Below are 17,607 nucleotides of genomic sequence, written 5' to 3'. Positions count from 1 at the left end.
CCGGAAGCCTACATCGCAGCCGTGCTCGACCGCCTCGCAAATGGCCACCCCATCACCCGTATCGACGAGCTGCTACCCTGGAACTTCAGGCCAAGCCGTCAACCCACCAGCGTGGGCTGACGCATACTCCGCTACGTGGCCGCGAACCTGCATCCCGACCATGACACCATCGCGACCTTCCGCCGGGCCAACCGCACCGCCTTCGAGGCGGCCTTCCTGCAGGTGCTGCTGCTGGCGCGTGAGAGCGGGCTTCTGTGGCTTGGGATGGTGGCGATCGACGGCACCAAGCTCGACGCCAACGCCTCCAAGATCCGCTCGGTGCGCTACGACCGGGCCAAGGAACTGCGCGCCAAGCTCGCCGCCGACATCGCCGCGCTGACCACCCGCGCCGAGGCCGCCGATGCCGAGGCGCAGCCCGACCCGCAGGCCCTGCCTGCCGAGATCGCAAGGCACGAGGCGCTGAAGGCCAAGCTCGATGTCGCCTGCGCCCGGCTTGAGGAACAGGCCCGCGCCGAAGCCGAGGCGGCCCGGCCAGAGTAAGAGGCCAAGCGCGCCGCCTACGACGCCAAGACCGGCCGACGCGGCCGCCCGCCCAAGCCGCCCGAGGACGATCCGCCACCCGAGCGGCAGTCCAACCTCACCGACCCCGACAGCGCACTGATGCGCCGCTCCGACGCTCACGAGTACCGCCAGGCCTACAACGCCCAGGCCGTGGTCTGCGCCGAGGGCACGCAAATGATCCTCGCCACCGGCGTCGTCACCACCACCGCCGATGCGCCAAGCTTTGTCTCAACCATCCTCGGCATGGAGCAGGGCATCGGCCTGCCGAGGACCGTTCTTGCCGACACCGGCTTCGCCTCAGGCCCGGCCGTTTCCGCCCTCCAGGCTCGGGGTATCGAGCCACTCGTCGCCATCGGCCGTACCCAGCCGCATCGCGCTTACGACTTCCGCCCGCTGCCCAAGCCGAAGACCGCACGCCGCATCACCGAGCCCTGGCGCCTCGCCATGCAGGCCAAGCTCGAAACCCCCGACGCCAAGACCCGCTACGCCCGCCGCAAGCAGACCGTCGAACCCGTCTTTGGGATCATCAAGTCCGCGCTTGGCTTCACCCGCTTCCACCTCCGCGGCCTCGCCAAGGTCACCGCCGAGTGGAACCTGATCGCGCTCGCCTACAACTGCCGAAGGCTTCACCGCCCGCGGCTGGCCACCTAATCCACAACTCAGCTATCCCGCTGCCAGCTGGCCCAAACCCAACAGGCTGCTAGAGCATTTACCGGAAGGGGGCCGGGGCGCCGCCTCAGGCCAGTTCCAGCACCTCGGCCACCGGGCCGTCGGCGACGATCCGCCCGGCATCGAGGCGGATCGCCCGGGTGCACCATTCCCGGACCACCTCCATGTCATGCGTCGCCAGCACCAGGATCTCGGCATCCGTGACCAACCGGGTGAGCTTCTCCCGCGCCTTGGCCATGAAGGCGGCGTCGCCGGCGAGGAACCACTCGTCCATCAGCAGCACCTCCGGCTCCATGACCGTCGCCATGGCGAAGGAGAGGCGCACCTGCATGCCCGCCGAATAGGTGCGGACCGGCACGTCGAGGAACTCGCCGAGGCCGGAGAAGGCGCCGACCTCATCCGCCATGGCGGTGCTCTCGGCCTCGGAGAGGCCGCGGAACAGGCCGCGCAGCACGATGTTCTCCCGCCCCGTCGATTCCTGGTCCATGCCGGCCGAGGGATCGATGAGCGAGCCGATCAGCCCCGCCACTTCGAGCCGCCCGGCCACCGGCTCGTAGACCCCGGCGAGGGTGCGCAGCAGCGTCGTCTTGCCGGCGCCGTTATGCCCGATCAGCGCCACCCGCTCGCCGCGGCCGATCCGGAAGCTGAGGTCGCGCAGGGCGGAGACGACGACGCGGTGCGAAGCATCCTCCCGCAGGCGCAGCGGCGCCTTGGAGAGGATGCGCTTCTTCAACGACCGCGCGCCCATATGGTAGAGCGGGAAGTCGATGGCCAGGCTCTCGGCGATGATATGGGGCATGGCTAGACCCAGAAGGCGATGCGGCCGCGGAAGCGGACGAAGAAGGCGAGGGCCACCACGGCAACGAGGCCCGTGTAGAGCACCGCCGAGAGCCAGACCAGCGGCGCCACCCCGCCCTCGACCAGCGGCCCGCGGACCGTCTCCATCACCGAGTAGAAGGGATTGAGCGGCAGCCAGCGCGCGGTGTCCCCCAGCAGCTCCGGCTTCCAGAGCACCGGCGACATGTAGAAGGCGAGCTGCATGAAGCTGTTGACGATTGGCGCGATGTCGCGGAACCGGGCGCAGACCATGCCGAGCAGCAGCGAGACGAAGAAGGCGTTCGCCACGACGAGCAGCAGGCCGGGGATGAGCAGCAGCACCTCCCAGCCCGGCATGGTCCCGGTGGCGAGGAAGACCAGGAAGACCAGCGGCAGGCTGTGGGCGGTGATCAGCGCGTTGCGGAAGACCGAGCGCAGCACATGCACCGTGAAGGGCAGGGGCATCTGCCGGATGATGCCCTCGGCGCTGGTCAGGCTGGTGCAGGCATCCGTGACCGTCTGGTTGATCATGGTCCAGACGATCAGGCTGACCGCGACGAAGGGCAGGTAGTTCCGCACCTCCAGCTTGAAGAGCGAGGAGTAGAGGATGCCGAGCCCGACCACCATGACGGCGGTCGAGAGCGTCAGCCAGAAGGGGCCGAGCACCGAGCCGCGGTAGCGGTTGCGGATGTCGAGTCGGGCCAGGGCGGCGGGCAGCCGCCAGCGCCTGAGGCCGGTTGCCAGATCCTCGAGCGCCGCCGCGCGGCGGCGCGGCCGTGCCGCATCGCAGAGATAGAGCGGGCCCTGATCGGGCCGCGGCAGGGTCGCATCCAGCATGGGCCGGCCTATAGACCGGTCCGGCCATGGCTTCCAGCGCGATGCGCGGCCGGGGGCCGCCTGCTGCGTCGCCATTAGGACACAGGCAAGAAATGACGCATGCAAAGTATTGCGATGAAGACTCGGTCTTGCCGAACACGCCCATAAACGTGTAGGCCTGACAATCTTAAGGACGCACGCCGTCCGCCAGGTCTTCGGGGCAAGCCTGGAGACACGCATCGTGGGGACGGTGCGGGTCTCGGGGGGGCAGGCTTCGGAACCCGGTGGTCCAAAACCCGACGGAGCCAAGGGGATGCCCCAGGGGAAGCGGACGACGATCGAGGCTGGCCGGACAGTGCGGGCGCCTGGCGCCCGTCTGATGCGCCCTGCCATCGCCTTGTCGATCCTCGCATTGCTGGCCGCCTGCGGCCAATCCACCCAGACATCCGGCGGCAAGCATGCCGCCGCGGTGTATGGCCACTACAACCGCCCGAGCAGCTATGATCCGCCTGGCCCGCCCGGCGATCCCTGGGGGCCCTGGATCCGCGACGCCGCGCGCCGATTCGACGTGCCGGAGCGCTGGATCCGCGAGGTCATGCGCCAGGAATCTGGCGGCCGCGTGGGCGCCACCAGCCCGGTCGGCGCCATGGGCCTGATGCAGGTCATGCCCGGCACCTACCGTGAGGTGGCCGCGCGCTACGGCCTCGGCGACGACCCCTACCACCCCTATGACAGCATCATGGCGGGGGCGGCCTATATCCGGGAGATGTACGACCTCTACGGCACGCCGGCCTTCCTGGCGGCCTACAATGCCGGCCCGCGGCGGCTCGAGGACTATCTCTGGAACAGTCGCGGCCTGCCGGCCGAGACCCGTAACTACGTCCGCCGCATCGGCCCCAACATCGTCGGCCACCATCCGCAGCGCCGGATCGCGCCGGAGATCCAGCTCGCCGGCGAGATCCCGCTGAACATCCCGGCCGGGCCGCGGCGCATGGATGCCGGCACCATGCTCGCCCTCAAGGAGCAGCGCGACGCGCAGCAGCCCGGCATCCAGGTGGCGCAGCTGCCGGCCGGCCCGGTGGTGCGCATGGACCCGATCCCGGATGGCAGCACCGAGCGGCCGGTCCAGGTCGCCTCGCTCGGCCCCGTGGGCGGCCCGGTGGTGCGCATGGATCCGATCCCGGATGGCAGCACCTACCGCTCCGGCCTGCCAGCCGGCCAGGGCGAGGTGGTGCGGATGGATCCGATTCCGGACGGCAGCACCTATCGGTCCAGCCCGCCGCAGGGCGCGGTGGTGCGGATGGAGCCGATCCCCAACCCGCCGGAGCCGACGCCCGAGCCGGCCGCGCGCCGCAACGCCGCGGACAGCGCGCCGCGGCCGAGCGCCCCGGCGGCCCGGCCGGCCCCGGCCCGCACCCAGCTGGCCACGCTCGCCGCGCCCGTCGCCCGGCCGGCGCCGCCCGGCCCCTCGCGCGGCTTCGGCCTGATGAGTGCGGCGCAGGCGGCGACCCTGCCGAACGCCGCCCGGCCGGTGGTCAGCCGCGCCCCGGTGGCGGCCGGCAACTGGGCCGTCCAGGTCGGCGCCTATGCCAACCAGGCCCAGGCGCGCGGCGCCGCGACCGCAGCGAAGAGCACCGCCGGCGGTCGCCCGATGGTCCAGCCGGTCGCCGCCGGCAAGTCGACGCTCTACCGGGCCCGGGTGACCGGCCTGTCCCAGTCCGAGGCCCAGGCGGCCTGCGACCGGCTGCGCCGCAAGGGCGGCTGCATGGTGATCTCGCCCGATTCGCAGGGGTGAGACGCCGGCCGGCGGCGCGGCCGCCGGCCATCCCCGCTGGCCATTCCCACCAGGCCGCGACGCCACCCGCCGCCATGCCCGCCGCATCTGCATGACCGCCGCGCCGATTCGCCTGCCTGGGCGTTGTCCTCCGGCCCTGACCGGTGCCGGATGGAGCCGCCGGCGATGCGCTTGCGGATGGATGGACAGCCATGCCACGCAGGCCTACCGCCGGCCCCGACCGGCAGCGGGCTGGTCGTGGATCGGGTCCTGTCCCGGTGGCCCCGGGGCAGGCCCGCCCGGCCGGCCCGCCTTCGGCCATGGCGCGTGCCTGAACGGATCGGAGGAGCAAGCATGTCCGTCCCCACCCTGGAGCCTGATCCCGCCTGCCCGGATCTCGTCCCGATGCTCCGCCCGTGCCCGCCTCTCGCCCTGGGCGGCGAGGGGGAGGATGACGAGGATGAGGATGAGTTCGACGAGGAGGACGACGAGTTCGACGAGGACGACGACTTCGACGAGGGCGAGGAGGCTGACGACGACCTCGAGGATGACGACGACGAGGATGCGGACGAGGATGACGAGGAAGATGACGATTAGGGCGCCGCGCCCCGCCTAGCGCGCCCCGACGGCGCGCCGCTCCCCCCTTGCTGTCGCGCCGCCTCTCCCTCAGGGTGCGCGACGCATAGCAAGCTAAGGGAGAGGTCCATGACTGCCGTCGCCGCGCCGGCCACCGCCGGTTTCGCATCCCTCGATGCGCTGGTGCGGCCCCGTTCGGTCGCCATCATCGGCGCGTCCGATGAGCCAGCCCGGATCGGCGGTCGCCCGATCGCCTATATGAAGGAGCGCGGCTTCGCCGGCGAACTCTGGCCGGTGAACCCGAAGCGGCAGACCGTGCAGGGCCTGCCGGCCTTCGCCTCGGTCGAGGCGCTGCCCGCGGCGCCGGACGTCGCCATCATCGCCGTGCCGGCCGAGCACGCCATCCCCACCCTCGATTCGCTCGGCCGCAAGGGATGCCGCGCCGTCATCGTCTTCTCCGCCGGCTTCGCCGAGATGGACGAGGCCGGCGCCGCGGCGCAGGAGAAGCTGACCGCCGTCGCGCGCGAGCACGGCATCCGCCTGCTCGGCCCCAACTGCCTCGGCGTCTTCAACGACAGCATCCGCTTCTACGGCACCTTCACCGCGAGCTTCGAGAAGGGCTGGCCGATCCCTGGCCGGATCGGCGTCGTCTCGCAATCCGGCGCCTATGGCACGCATGTCTTCTCGGCGGCGCTCGACCGCGGCCTCGGCATGCAGGTCTGCATCACCACCGGCAACGAGGCCGAGGTCGCGCTCGGCGATGCGCTCGGCTGGATGGCGCAGGCGCCCGAGGTGGACGTGATCTGCGCCTATGCCGAGGGCATCCGCGAGAGCGAGCGCTTCATCGCGGCGCTGGAGCTGGCGCGGCGCAACCGCAAGCCGATCGTGATGATGAAGGTCGGCCGCAGCCAGCTCGGCGGCGCCGCGGCGAAGTCGCACACCGCCTCCATCGCCGGCGACGACACCGTCACCCAGGCGGTGCTCGACGAGTTCGGCGTGGTGCGGGCGCGGACGACGGAGGAGATGCTCGACATCGCCTATGCCGCGGCGAAGCGCATCTATCCGGCGCGCAACACGCTCGGCGTGCTCACCGTCTCGGGCGGCGCCGGCGTGCTGATCTCGGATGCCGCCGAGCAGGTGGGGCTCGAGATGCCGCCGATGCCGGAGGCGGCGCAGGAGCGGCTGCGCGGCCTGGTGCCCTTCTGCGCCCCGCGCAACCCGGTCGACTGCACCGCGCAGGTGACCAACAACCTGCCGTTGATCGGCCAGTTCGCCGAGAGCGTGGCGACGGATGGCGGCTATACCTCCATCCTCTCCTTCTGGTCGCAGACCGCAGCCGGGCGCAGCGTCGGCCCCAGCCTGCAGCAGCAGATGCGCGCGGTGCGCGAGGCGCATCCGGACCGGCTCTGGGTGATGTCCATGCTCGCGCCCGACAAGGTGCGCGACTACGAGGCGGATGGCTGGGTCTGCTTCGAGGATCCGTCGCGGGCGGTGAACGCCATCGCCGCCATGGGGCATTACGGCGCCGCCTTCGCCGCCGCCGAGCAGGCGCGGCCGGAGGTTCCGCTGCCGCAGGTGACGCTGCCGGAGACCACGCCCTCCGAGGCGGCGGCCAAGGCGCTGCTCGCCGCGGCGGGTGTGCCGGCGGTGCCGGAGGCGGCCTGCCCGGATGCCGAGGTGGCGGTCGCCGCGGCGGAGCGCTTCGGCTATCCGGTGGTGCTTAAGATCCTCTCGCCCGACATCCTCCACAAGAGCGAGATCGGCGGCGTGCTGCTCGATATCGCCGATGCCGGCGCGGTGCGGCAGGGCTTCGCCACGCTGCTGGAGCGCGCCCGGCAGCACGCCCCGAAGGCGCGCATCGAGGGCGTGCTGGTGGCGAAGCAGATCAAGGGCGCGGTGGAGATGGCGCTCGGCATGTTCCGCGACCCGGTCTTCGGCCCGGTGGCGATGGTCGGCCTGGGCGGCATCTTCATCGAGGTGCTGAAGGACGTCTCCTTCCGCCGCTGCCCCTTCGATCCGGCCGAGGCGGAGCGGATGATCCGCTCGCTGAAGGGCTTCCCGCTGCTCGACGGCGCGCGCGGGCGGCCGAAGGCGGACCTGCCGGCGCTGGCCAGCGCCCTGTCGGCCCTTTCCGCCTTCGCCGCGGCGGCCGGGCCGCGCCTCGCCGGCATCGACGTCAACCCGTTGCTGGTGCTGCCGGCGGGCGAGGGCTGCTACGCCGCCGACGCCGTCATCGAATTGGAAGGGGGGAGCCACTGAGATGGCCATCGTCTACGAGAAGCTGCTGAACTACCCGATCCCGGAGGTGCGGCAGGCGCTGCGCTGGCAGGACGTGGCGCTGTATAATTTCTCCATCGGCCTCGGCCAGGACCCGATGGACGAGAAGCAGCTCGACTTCCTGTACGAGCCGCGGCTGAAGGTGATGCCCTCCATGCCGGTGGTGCTTGCCTCGCCTGGCTTCTGGTCGCGCAACCCGGATACCGGCATCGTCTGGCAGCAGATCCTGCATGGCGAGCAGGGTCTGATCCTGCACAAGCCGCTGCCGACCGAGGGCGAGGTGATCGGCCGCTCGCGCATCACCGGCCTGGTCGATCGCGGCGAGGGCAAGGGCGCGCTGATGTATTCCGAGCGCGAGATCGTCGATGCGAAGACCGGCGAGGTGCTGGCGACCAGCACCTCCACCAGCTTCATGCGCGGCAATGGCGGCTTCGGCGGGCCGAGCGGCCCGGTGAAGAAGCCGCATCCCGAGCCGGAGCGGGCGCCGGACGTCACGCTCGACCTGGCGACGCGGCCGGAACAGGCGCTGGTCTACCGGCTGAACGCCGACCTGAACCCGCTGCATATCGACCCCGCCGTGGCGAAGCAGGCCGGCTTTCCGCAGCCGATCCTGCACGGGCTCTGCACCTTCGGCACCGTCTGCCACGCCCTGCTGCGCAGCCTCTGCGACTACGACACGGCGCGCTTCGGGCGGATGGATCTCCGCTTCTCCTCGCCGGTCTTCCCGGGCGAGACGATCCGCACCGAGATCTGGAAGGAGGATGGCGGCGCCGCCTTCCGCGCCCGGGTTGTCGAGCGCGACAAGGTGGTGGTCAGCAACGGGCTGTTCCGCTACGCATGATCTTCATCCCCACGACGTTGCTGCGCGCCGTCGTGGGGGCCCCGGTGGGTCCCTCGGGCCCGGGGCGCGCCACAGCCTAGCGCGGCGAAGCCGCGCCGGGACAACGGGTGGCGACAGCAGCTGCGGGCGGAAGGACGGGCGCATGTGGAATGGTGGGCCGGTCGTCGTCTTCGATACCGAGACCACCGGGGCGGGGATGGACGACCGCGTCGTCTCGCTCGGCGCCGTCCGGCTGGACGCGGCGCTGGAGCCGGAGGCGACGCTGCACCTCGCCTTCGCTCCCGGCATCCGCTGCCATTGGGGCGCGATCCGCGTGCATGGCATGTCGGACGCCTTCCTCGCCCGGCACCCGCCCTTCGCCGCGCATGCCGCGGAGATCGCGACCTTCTTCGCCGGCTGCGCCGCGGCGGCGCACAACATGCCCTTCGACCAGCGCATGCTGGGCGGCGAGTTCGCCCGGCTCGGCCTGTCCCTGCCCTGGGGCGCGGCGCATTGCACCCTGAAGCTCTGGCGCCGGACGCATCCCGGCCAGCGCGCCGGCCTTGCCCAGGCCGCCGCCGTCTGCGGCTTGGCGCGCGAGGGCAGCCTGCATGGCGCGCTCGAGGATGCCTGGCTGGCGGCGCAGGTGCTGCGCGCCCTGCACGCGCTGCCGCCGGTGCCGATGCGCCTGCACGGCATCACCAACGGCCCCGCAGAGGGCCTGTCGGAGGAGATCGCCGCATGACCGCCCCCGCGGATGCCGCCGCGCGCGCCGAGCGCTTCGTCGCCCTGCACCGATCGGGCTGCTTCGCCCTGCCCAATGCCTGGGATGCCGGCAGCGCCCGGCTGCTCGCCTCGCTCGGCCCGGCGGCGCTGGCCAGCACCTCGGCCGGCGCCGCCTGGACCTTCGGGCGGCAGGACGGCGCGCTCAGCCGCGCCGAGGCGATCGCCAATGCCGCGGCGATCCTCGCCGAGACCAGCCTGCCGGTCTCGGCCGATCTCGAGGACGGCTACGGCCCCGCGCCCGAGGATTGCGCCGCCACCGTGCGGGCGGCGGCCGAGGCCGGGCTCGCCGGCTGCACCATCGAGGACACGACCCGCGACCCGGCGGCGCCGATCCATGATTTCGAGGCCGCGCTGGCGCGGGTGCACGCGGCGGTGGCGGCGGCCCGGGGCCTCGGCCGGCCCTTCGTCCTGACGGCGCGGACCGAGAACTACCTGCATGGCCGTCCGGACCTGGAGGACACGATCCGCCGCCTCATCGCCTTCGCCGAGGCCGGGGCGGATTGCCTCTATGCGCCGGCGCTGCCCGATCTCGAGACCATCCGCCGGGTCGTCTCCGCCGTTGCGCCGAAGCCGGTGAACGTGCTGATCGGCCCGCGTGCCGGGCTGCTGCCGATGGCCGAGCTGGCGGCGGCGGGGGTGCGGCGGGTCAGCGTCGGCGGGGCGCTGGCGCGGGCCGCCTATGGCGCGGCGCTGGAGATGGGCCAGGCCCTGATCGCCGGGGACCTGCCGCGGCTGGCCGCCATCCCGGCGCATGCGGCGGTGAACGGCCAGATGCGGCCGCCGGGCTGACCAGACCCTGGGGGCTGGTCCGGGGGGCTGGACCACCCGGACGCCGCGGTTTACCTGATCCCCCGATCCGGGAGGGGTTGATGATCAACAAGATCGTGCAGTCGGTGGCCGAGGCGCTGGCCGGCGTGAAGGATGGCTCGACGGTCCTGATCGGCGGCTTCGGCAGCGTCGGGCAGCCGGACGTGCTGATCGAGGGGCTGATCGAGCAGGGCGCGAAGGACCTCGTCGCCGTGCTGAACAATGCCGGGGTCGGGCGCGTCGGCGTGGCGCGGCTGATGGAGCTCGGCCGGGTCCGCAAGATCATCTGCTCCTTCCCCCGCTCCTCCGACCCGGTGGTGTTCGAGACCCTCTACCGCGAGGGCCGGATCGAGCTCGAGATCACGCCGCAGGGCACGCTGGCCGAGCGCATCCGCGCCGCCGGCGCCGGCATCCCGGCCTTCTACACCGCGACCGCGGCGGGCACGCTGCTGGAGCAGGGCAAGGAGGTGCGCGAGTTCGACGGCAAGCGCTACGTCATGGAGCGCGCCCTGCCCGGCGATGTCGCGCTGATCGAGGCCTGGGAGGCGGATCGCTGGGGCAACCTCGTCTACCGGGGCTCCGGCGCGAATTTCAATCCGGTGATGGCCATGGCGGCGACCCTGACGATCGCCCAGGTGCAGCACATCCGCGAGCTCGGCGAGCTGCATCCGCACATGATCATGACGCCGGGCGTCTACGTGAACCGCGTGGTCCAGGTGGATCGCGGCGGCGACTGGGTGAAGCCCGAGCAGGCCTGACCGGGCCGAGCGAGCAGAGGAGGAGAGGAAGCCCATGCCCTTCACCCGCGACCAGATGGCCGCCCGCCTCGCCGCCGACGTGCCGGAGGGGTGGTGCGTCAACCTCGGCATCGGCATCCCGACCATGGTGGCGAACCATGTGCAGGGCAAGGAGGTGATCTTCCAGTCCGAGAACGGCGTCATCGGCATGGGGCCGGCGCCGGCGAAGGGCCATGAGGATCCCTGGCTGATCAATGCCGGCAAGCAGCTCATCACCCTATCCCGGGGCGCGAGCTTCGTCGGCCATGCCGACAGCTTCGCCATGATCCGCGGCGGCCATATCGACCTCTGCGTCCTCGGCGCCTTCGAGGTGGCGGAAAATGGCGACCTGGCGAACTGGGCGACGAGCGAGAACGACACCGCGCCGGCGGTCGGCGGCGCCATGGATCTCGCGGCCGGCGCCAAGCGGCTCTGGGTGGTGATGGAGCACACCACCAAGGATGGCCGGCCGAAGCTGGTGGAGCGTTGCGGCTATCCGCTGACCGGCCTCGCCTGCGTGCGCCGCGTCTATACCAACCTCGCGGTGATCGACGTGCTGCCCGAGAAGGGCTTCATGCTAGTCGACCTCGCGCCCGGCGTGACGCTGGACGAGGTGCGCGCGAAGAGCGGTGCGACGATCCACGCGAATTGATGCTGTCCCGCAGACATGCTGGCGCATGTCCGCGGTCTCGATCGCCGGCGCCGCCACTGGCGGCTTGGCTTCGCCACGTCGCGCCGCGAGGCGCGCCAATGGGTACGACTGGCGGCGCCCGTTCGGGCGCTCAGCCGGCTCTGCCGGCTACAGGCCAACCGCATGCGGACCGGCATGAGGACGTCGTGCCCCGGGGTTTTGGGCCCAGGGTGTTGGGAGAGTGACATGAGTGCCGCCGAAGCGGACGACCGCGCCGAATCCATCCGCATGATCCGCGACAGCGCCGCGGCGGTGGTCCCGCCCGATGGCGATCTCAAGCGGGTGCGGGCGCTGCGCTTCCAGGCGCCGGGCTTCGACCCCGCCATGCTGCGCCAGATGGGCGAGATGGGCTGGATCGGGCTGCGGGTGCCGGAGGCGATGGGCGGCGCCGGCCTCGGCCTCGGCGAGATGTGCGCCCTGGCCGAGGAACTCGGCCGCGGCCTGGCGCCGGAGCCGCTGATCGGCGCCGCGCTCTCGGCGCAGCTCCTCGCCACAGCCGGCGGCAAGGGCTCGCTGCCGAAGCTGCTGGCCGGCGAGACGCTGCTGCTGACCGCCTGGCAGGAGCGGGCCGATACGCTGGAGGCGCCCGGCACGCCGGAAGCGCCGCGGCGCTTCCTGCCCATGGCCGGCGGTGCGGCGGGTTTCCTGCTGCCGGTGCGCGTGGGCAGCCGGCTCTCCCTGTATGAGCTGCCCGCCGCGGCGCTGCGGGTGGCGACCGAGCCGACGCAGGATGGCGGGCATTTCGGCACGGTCACGCCGCCGCGCGACCTCGGCAGGCCGGTCGCCGAGGATATCGGCACGGCGCTCGCCGATGCGCTCGACGAGGCGGCGCTGGTCACCGCCGCCTACCTGCTCGGCGGCATGGAGCGGGCCTTCGCCATGACGCTCGACTATCTCCGCACGCGCCAGCAATTCGGCCGCATCATCGGCACCTTCCAGGCGCTGCAGCACCGCGCCGCCGACCTGAAGATGCAGGTGGCGCTGACCCGCGCCAGCATCGAGGCCGCCGCCGCCGCACTCGATGCCGGCGCCAGCGGCGATGCCCGCCGCGCCGTGGTCTCGCGCGCCAAGGCGCGGGCGGCGGAGGCGAGCCTGTTGGTGACGCGGCAGAGCATCCAGCTGCATGGCGGCATCGGCTACACCGATGATTACGATGTCGGCCTCTACCTGCGGAAGGCCATGGTCATGGCCAACCAGTTCGGCAGCGCCAGCCTGCACCGACGCCGCTTCATGACCGTCAGCCCGGAGGTCGAGGAATGAGCGAGCCTTCCGCCATGCGCCTGATCGAGGAACGGGACGGCGCCGTCCTCATCCTCACCATCGACCAGCCGGCGCGGCGCAACGCCCTCGCCATGCCGATCCGCACCGCCATGGTCTCGGCGCTGGAGCGGGCGCAGTCCGGGGCCGGCATCCGCGCCGTCGTCGTCACCGGCGCGGGCGGGCATTTCTGCTCGGGCGGCGACATCTCGGGCATGGACGTGGAGAGCGCGCTGGCAGGGCGGGAGCGCATGCGGCTCTCGCACCAGTTGATCCGCCTGATGGTACTCGGCAGCCTGCCAGTGGTGGCGGCGGTCGAGGGCTATTGCGTCGGCGCCGGCCTGTCGCTCGCCTGCGCCTCCGATACCGTGGTGGCGGCCGAGGATGCGCGCTTCGCCGCCGGCTTCGGCCGGATCGGGCTGATGGCCGATCTCGGCCTGCCGCACACCCTGCCGCTGCGCGTCGGCCAGGGGAGGGCGCGGCAGATCCTGTTCTACCATGGCCAGATGAGCGCGCCCGAGGCGGAGCGCATCGGCATCGTGGACCACATCGTGCCCAAGGGCCACGCGCTGGCGACAGCGGTGGAGAAGGCGCGCTTCCTCGCCGAGCAGGCGCCGGCGCCGATGGCGCTGACCAAGCAGATGCTGGGCGAGGGGCTGGACCGCGCCCTGGAGCAGGAGCGGCATTTCCAGTCGACGCTGTTCCTGACCGAGGATTTCAAGGAAGGCCGCGCCGCCTTCCTCGGCAAGCGTGCCCCGCAGTTCAAGGGAGCCTGAGATGGACGCCATCCGCATCCCGCCGCCCGCCGAGCTCGACGGGCTGGAGGACGAGCATTTCCGCCAGGTGGTTCGCGCCTTCCTGCACGAGAACTACCCGGAGGAACTGCGCAACCCGCCGAAGCGCCTGCACTGGGCCGAGAACAAGGTCTGGTACATGACGCTGGCCGAGAAGGGCTGGCTCTGCCCCGGCTGGCCCAAAGAGCATGGCGGCCTCGGCCTCTCGCCGGCGAAGCAGATCATCCTCACCGAGGAATACGAGCGCCACGGCGTCGCCCGCACCAACGACCACGGCATCGTCATGCTCGGGCCGCTGGTGATCAAATACGGCACCGAGGAGCAGAAGCGGCGCTTCCTGCCGAAGATCCTGACCGGCGAGCATATCTGGTGCCAGGGCTATTCCGAGCCGAATGCCGGCTCCGACCTCGCGGCGCTGCGCACCGAGGCGGTGCTGGACGGCGACCACTACGTGGTCAACGGCCAGAAGATCTGGACCACCCTGGCGATGGACGCCAACTGGATCTTCCTGCTGGTCCGCACCGACAAGAACGCGAAGAAGCAGGAAGGCATCTCCTTCCTTCTCGTGGACATGAAGACGCCCGGCATCACCGTGCGGCCGATCATCAACCTCGAGATGCATGACGAGTTCTGCGAGACCTTCTTCGACAATGTCCGGGTGCCGAAGGAGAATCTGGTCGGCCAGCTCAACAAGGGCTGGGACATGGCCAAGGCATTGCTCGGCTTCGAGCGCATCTTCCTCGGCTCGCCGCGACAGTCGGGCTATGCGCTGTCGCGGCTGAAGATCCTGGCCGAGCGCATGGGCGTCTGGGAGGAGGCCAGCTTCCAGGACCAGTATGCGCGGCTGCGGCTGGAATTCGAGGATCTGAAGGCGCTCTACGGCACCTTCGTCGACCGGCTGAAGCGCGGCCAGTCCCTCGGTCCCGATGTCTCCATGCTGAAGATCATCCAGACGGAACTCTTCCAGAAGATCACCGACACCATGCTGGAGATCGCCGGCGAGAATGCCGGGCTGCTGGAGCCGCTGGACGGCAATCGCGACCTCAACATCGGCGGCCTCTACATCCAGGCGCGGCCGGCGACGATCTATGGCGGCTCGAACGAGATCCAGCGCAACATCCTGAGCAAGAACGTCCTCGAACTGCCGGGATAGGTTTCAATGGCCGTTGATGGCGTGCCGTCAACGGTCCCCTTAGATGCCGGGCGCAAATCTCCGGTTCGCCTGACGGCGCGACCCGTGAGCGCCGTCCGGGGCCTCGGACCGGTCAAGGGACCGGTCCGCGAGTGCGCGATCAATCCGCGGCGGTCGGGGCGCCGCCGGCGCGGTCGAAGGTCACCGCTTTGATCACCGCCCAGACCGCCCGGCCAGGTGCGAGCTGCAGCCGCGCGACGCTGTCGCGGGTGACGCGCGAGAGCAGCTCCGCCTCGCCCACCCGCAGCCGCAGGAATGCCTCATGCGCGGAGGGGGCCGGGCCTATATCCAGCAAGGTCGCCAGCAGGATGTTCTGGGTGGAGAGGCCATGCGGCGCCTCGGTCGCCACCGCGACGTCGCGCGCGCGGAGCCGGACCCGCGCCGGTGTGCCGACCGGGTCCTCGCGCAGCGGCAGGGTGAGCTCGCCGCCGGCGAAGGCAAGCCGCGTCAGGCCGCGCCCCGGCTCATGCGCCAGCACCCGGCAGGGCAGCAGCGCGCCGGCATCCCGCCGGAGGGCGAGCGGCAGGTCGGTGCGCAGCGACAGCGCCTCCACCGTGCCCTCGGCCAGCATCCGGCCCGCCTGCAGCAGCACCAGCCGGTCGGCCAGCGCATCCACCTCCTCGAGCGCATGGGTGACGTAGAGGATCGGCGGCCCCGCGCCCTGCCGCAGCCGCGCCAGGAAGGGCAGCACCTCGGCCCGGCGGCCGGCATCGAGCGCGGCGAGCGGCTCGTCCATCAGCAGCAGCCGCGGCCGGGCCAGCAGGGCGCGGCCGAGCGCCACGCGCTGCCGCTCGCCGCCCGAGAGGCGCCCGGGACGGCGGCCGAGCAGCGGGTCGATGCCGAGCAGCGCCACAACCTCCTCGAAGCCCGGACCCACGGCGCCAGCGGGGGCGCGGCGCAGCCCGTAGCGCAGGTTGGTCTCGACGCTGAGATGCGGGAAGAGCCGCGCGTCCTGGAACACCATGCCGCAGCGCCGGCGCTCGGCCGGCACGGCGATGCCGCGCGCCGTGTCGAGCAGCGTCGCATCGCCGAGCCGGATGCGCCCCTCCTGCGGCCGCAGCAGCCCGGCGACGGCGGCAAGCACGGTGCTCTTGCCGCAGCCCGAGGGGCCGAACAGGGCGGTGACGCCGCGCTCCGGCGTGGCGAAGGCGATGTCGAGCGAGAAGCCGGCAGGCGCCGTCCTGTCCTGATCGGGTGGGCCGCGATCGGGCGGCGGGCCGAAGCGGTGGCGCAGCGCGACCTCGAGCATCAGGCGGCGCGGCGGGACGGGCGGCGCATGCGGCTACTCCGGGAAGGGCCTGTCCCGTGGGAGATAACCACCGTCGCCGCACCGGTCCATGCGCGGCCGGCGCGGCGGCTCAGCGATGCGCCGCATCCTCGCGCAGCAGCGCCAGGGTGCGGGGGTCCCCCTGATCGCCGTAGTAGCGCCGCAGCGCCTCCCGGAAGGCGGGCTCGCCTGGCTGCGCGGCGGCGAAGAGCGTCATGCAGGAGCGGAATTTCATGTCGTCCGGGCTGCCGAAGATGGCATGCGCCGAGGCGCCCTCGATGCGGTTGACGAGGCCGGTGCAGTCCAGCAGCCGCGGCCCGAGCTGCGGATGCGCCAGATAGGCGACTGCCTCCGCCAGCCCGGAAAGGCCGTAATGCCGCGCCATGGCGCTCTGGCCAAGGCCGCGGAGCTGCGGGAAGACGAACCACATCCAGTGGCTGCGCTTCCGGCCGGCGGCGAGCTCGGCCCGGACCTCGGCGAGCACCGGGTCCTGGGCGGTGACGAAGCGGGCGAGGTCGAAGGGATCGGTCGGGGCGGCCTTCATGCCGCAGGCAACGCCGGAGCCGCCCCGCCGGTTGTCGCGCGGCTTGACTCCCCCCGGTCGGCGCGCAGGCTGGTCGGCAAGGCTTGCAGGGGGGAGGAGGCATGGCGCCTGGCAGCCTGGAGACCACGACCACGACCACGACCGCGCCCGTCGACCTCGCGGCGCTGGCGCGCTGGATGGATGCGGCGGGGCTGGAGGCGGGGCCGGTCACGGTGTTGGAGCGGCTGCCCGGCGGCACGCAGAACCTGATGCTGCGCCTGCGCCGAGGCGGGCGGGAATTCGTCCTGCGGCAATCGCCGCCGAGCCCGGTGCTGGACGGCAACCGCACCATGCGCCGCGAGGCGCGGCTGCTGGCGGCGCTGGCCGGGACGGATGTGCCGCATCCGCGGCTGGTCGCGCTCTGCGACGACCCGGCTTTGCTCGGCGGCGTCTTCTACCTCATGGAGGTGGTGCGCGGCTTCAACGCCACCACCGGCCTGCCGCCGCTGCATGCCGGCGATCCGGCAGTGCGGCACGCCATGAGCCTGGCGCTGGTCGATGGCATCGCCAGCCTCGCCGCGGTCGATCCCGTGGCGGTGGGGCTCGGCGATTTCGGCCGGCTGGAGGGATTCCTCGCCCGGCAGGCCGGTCGCTGGCGGTCGCAGCTCGAGGGCTACCGGCAATACATGGGCTGGCCGGGGCCGCAGGCGCTGCCCGAGGTGGAGGCGGTCGGCGCCTGGCTCGACGCGCATCTGCCGGCGGCGTTCCGGCCCGGGCTGATGCATGGCGACTACCACATCGGCAATGTGATGTTCGCCCCCGACGGCCCGGCGCTAGCCGCCATCGTCGATTGGGAATTGGCGACGCTCGGCGACCCGCTGCTCGATCTCGGGCGGCTGCTGGCGCAGTGGCCGGAGGGCGGGGCGCCGCCACCGGGCGGCTACCGCATCGCGCCGCATGACGGCTTGCCCGACATGCCGGAGATGATCGCGCATTACGCGGCGCGCACCGGCCGCGATCTCGCGCCGCTCCGCTGGCATGCGGTGCTGGCGAGCTACAAGCTCGGCATCCTGCTCGAGGGCAGCCATGCCCGCGCCTTCGCCGGCAAGGCGCCGCGCGAGACGGGCGAGACGCTGCACCAGACCGCCATCGAATGCCTGCAGCGCGCGGCGGCCTGGATCGAGGGCGGGCCATTCGCATAGGGG

The 17,607-nt window shown here is 71.9% G+C and carries 17 protein-coding genes and 1 pseudogene; 14 read left to right on the top strand and 4 right to left on the bottom strand.

Translation table 11 applies throughout. The features are described 5' to 3' along the window. Window positions 1-12: 12 nt before the first annotated feature. Window positions 13-120 (top strand): transposase domain-containing protein, encoded by a 108-nt coding sequence (locus HJG45_RS14645; protein WP_408902020.1) that lies wholly within the window; start codon window positions 13-15, stop codon window positions 118-120. 6 nt (window positions 121-126) lie between these two features. After that, window positions 127-1,212: pseudogene (locus tag HJG45_RS14640) on the top strand (transposase); the annotation flags it as partial. 85 nt (window positions 1,213-1,297) lie between these two features. On the opposite strand, the gene HJG45_RS14635 reads toward HJG45_RS14640, so the two are convergent. Both HJG45_RS14635 and HJG45_RS14630 read right to left on the bottom strand, forming a co-directional pair. Next, a complete protein-coding gene (locus HJG45_RS14635) occupies window positions 1,298-2,029 on the bottom strand; it encodes an ABC transporter ATP-binding protein (protein WP_171612850.1) in 732 nt (243 codons plus the stop codon). A 2-nt stretch (window positions 2,030-2,031) separates the two neighbouring features. Then, window positions 2,032-2,883 (bottom strand): ABC transporter permease, encoded by an 852-nt coding sequence (locus tag HJG45_RS14630; protein WP_171612849.1) that lies wholly within the window; start codon window positions 2,881-2,883, stop codon window positions 2,032-2,034. 358 nt (window positions 2,884-3,241) lie between these two features. Here HJG45_RS14630 and HJG45_RS14625 point away from each other — a divergent pair, with 358 nt between their 5' ends. The 11 genes from HJG45_RS14625 (at window position 3,242) to HJG45_RS14575 (ending at window position 14,573) form a co-directional block, all read left to right on the top strand. Beyond that, complete coding sequence (locus HJG45_RS14625) at window positions 3,242-4,657, top strand: lytic transglycosylase domain-containing protein (protein WP_217362925.1); 1,416 nt, start codon at window positions 3,242-3,244, stop codon at window positions 4,655-4,657. A gap of 333 nt (window positions 4,658-4,990) precedes the next feature. Then, complete coding sequence (locus tag HJG45_RS14620) at window positions 4,991-5,233, top strand: hypothetical protein (RefSeq protein WP_171612847.1); 243 nt, start codon at window positions 4,991-4,993, stop codon at window positions 5,231-5,233. A gap of 108 nt (window positions 5,234-5,341) precedes the next feature. Next, window positions 5,342-7,471 carry an acetate--CoA ligase family protein gene (locus HJG45_RS14615; RefSeq protein WP_171612846.1) on the top strand — a complete coding sequence of 710 codons (2,130 nt, stop codon included), beginning with the start codon at window positions 5,342-5,344 and terminating at the stop codon, window positions 7,469-7,471. A gap of 1 nt (window position 7,472) precedes the next feature. Next, complete coding sequence (locus HJG45_RS14610; RefSeq protein WP_171612845.1) at window positions 7,473-8,330, top strand: MaoC family dehydratase; 858 nt, start codon at window positions 7,473-7,475, stop codon at window positions 8,328-8,330. Window positions 8,331-8,472: 142 nt separating this feature from the next. Next, window positions 8,473-9,054 carry a 3'-5' exonuclease gene (locus HJG45_RS14605; RefSeq protein ID WP_171612844.1) on the top strand — a complete coding sequence of 194 codons (582 nt, stop codon included), beginning with the start codon at window positions 8,473-8,475 and terminating at the stop codon, window positions 9,052-9,054. Continuing rightward, the gene (locus tag HJG45_RS14600; RefSeq protein WP_171612843.1) at window positions 9,051-9,884 is read left to right on the top strand and encodes an isocitrate lyase/phosphoenolpyruvate mutase family protein; all 834 of its coding nucleotides are present in this window, start codon (window positions 9,051-9,053) and stop codon (window positions 9,882-9,884) included. Before HJG45_RS14605 ends, HJG45_RS14600 begins: the two co-directional genes overlap by 4 nt. An 80-nt stretch (window positions 9,885-9,964) precedes the next feature. Next, a complete protein-coding gene (locus HJG45_RS14595) occupies window positions 9,965-10,660 on the top strand; it encodes a 3-oxoacid CoA-transferase subunit A (protein WP_171612842.1) in 696 nt (231 codons plus the stop codon). Between the two features lie 34 nt (window positions 10,661-10,694). Further along, window positions 10,695-11,330 (top strand): 3-oxoacid CoA-transferase subunit B, encoded by a 636-nt coding sequence (locus HJG45_RS14590; protein WP_171612841.1) that lies wholly within the window; start codon window positions 10,695-10,697, stop codon window positions 11,328-11,330. A 225-nt stretch (window positions 11,331-11,555) separates the two neighbouring features. Continuing rightward, entirely contained in the window at window positions 11,556-12,629 is a 1,074-nt protein-coding gene (locus HJG45_RS14585; protein WP_171612840.1) for an acyl-CoA dehydrogenase family protein, read from the top strand. After that, on the top strand, window positions 12,626-13,402 hold the full coding sequence (locus HJG45_RS14580; protein ID WP_171612839.1) for an enoyl-CoA hydratase/isomerase family protein: 777 nt from the start codon (window positions 12,626-12,628) through the stop codon (window positions 13,400-13,402). The genes HJG45_RS14585 and HJG45_RS14580 overlap by 4 nt, the downstream gene beginning before the upstream one ends. 1 nt (window position 13,403) lies before the next feature. Then, complete coding sequence (locus tag HJG45_RS14575; protein WP_171612838.1) at window positions 13,404-14,573, top strand: acyl-CoA dehydrogenase family protein; 1,170 nt, start codon at window positions 13,404-13,406, stop codon at window positions 14,571-14,573. Window positions 14,574-14,712: 139 nt separating this feature from the next. Here HJG45_RS14575 and modC read toward each other — a convergent pair whose 3' ends face one another. Together modC and HJG45_RS14565 are read right to left on the bottom strand one after the other, a co-directional pair. Continuing rightward, entirely contained in the window at window positions 14,713-15,861 is a 1,149-nt protein-coding gene (gene modC, locus HJG45_RS14570) for a molybdenum ABC transporter ATP-binding protein (protein WP_171612837.1), read from the bottom strand. Between the two features lie 109 nt (window positions 15,862-15,970). Beyond that, window positions 15,971-16,423 carry a DUF1810 domain-containing protein gene (locus HJG45_RS14565; RefSeq protein WP_171612836.1) on the bottom strand — a complete coding sequence of 151 codons (453 nt, stop codon included), beginning with the start codon at window positions 16,421-16,423 and terminating at the stop codon, window positions 15,971-15,973. 101 nt (window positions 16,424-16,524) lie between these two features. On the opposite strand from HJG45_RS14565, the gene HJG45_RS14560 reads away from it, so the two are divergent. Next, on the top strand, window positions 16,525-17,604 hold the full coding sequence (locus HJG45_RS14560; protein ID WP_171612835.1) for a phosphotransferase family protein: 1,080 nt from the start codon (window positions 16,525-16,527) through the stop codon (window positions 17,602-17,604). Window positions 17,605-17,607: the final 3 nt, after the last annotated feature.

This window comes from Roseicella sp. DB1501 (genome assembly GCF_013112485.1).
Classification (GTDB): Bacteria; Pseudomonadota; Alphaproteobacteria; order Acetobacterales; family Acetobacteraceae; genus Paracraurococcus.
This window is presented reverse-complemented; position numbering and strand designations above follow the sequence as displayed.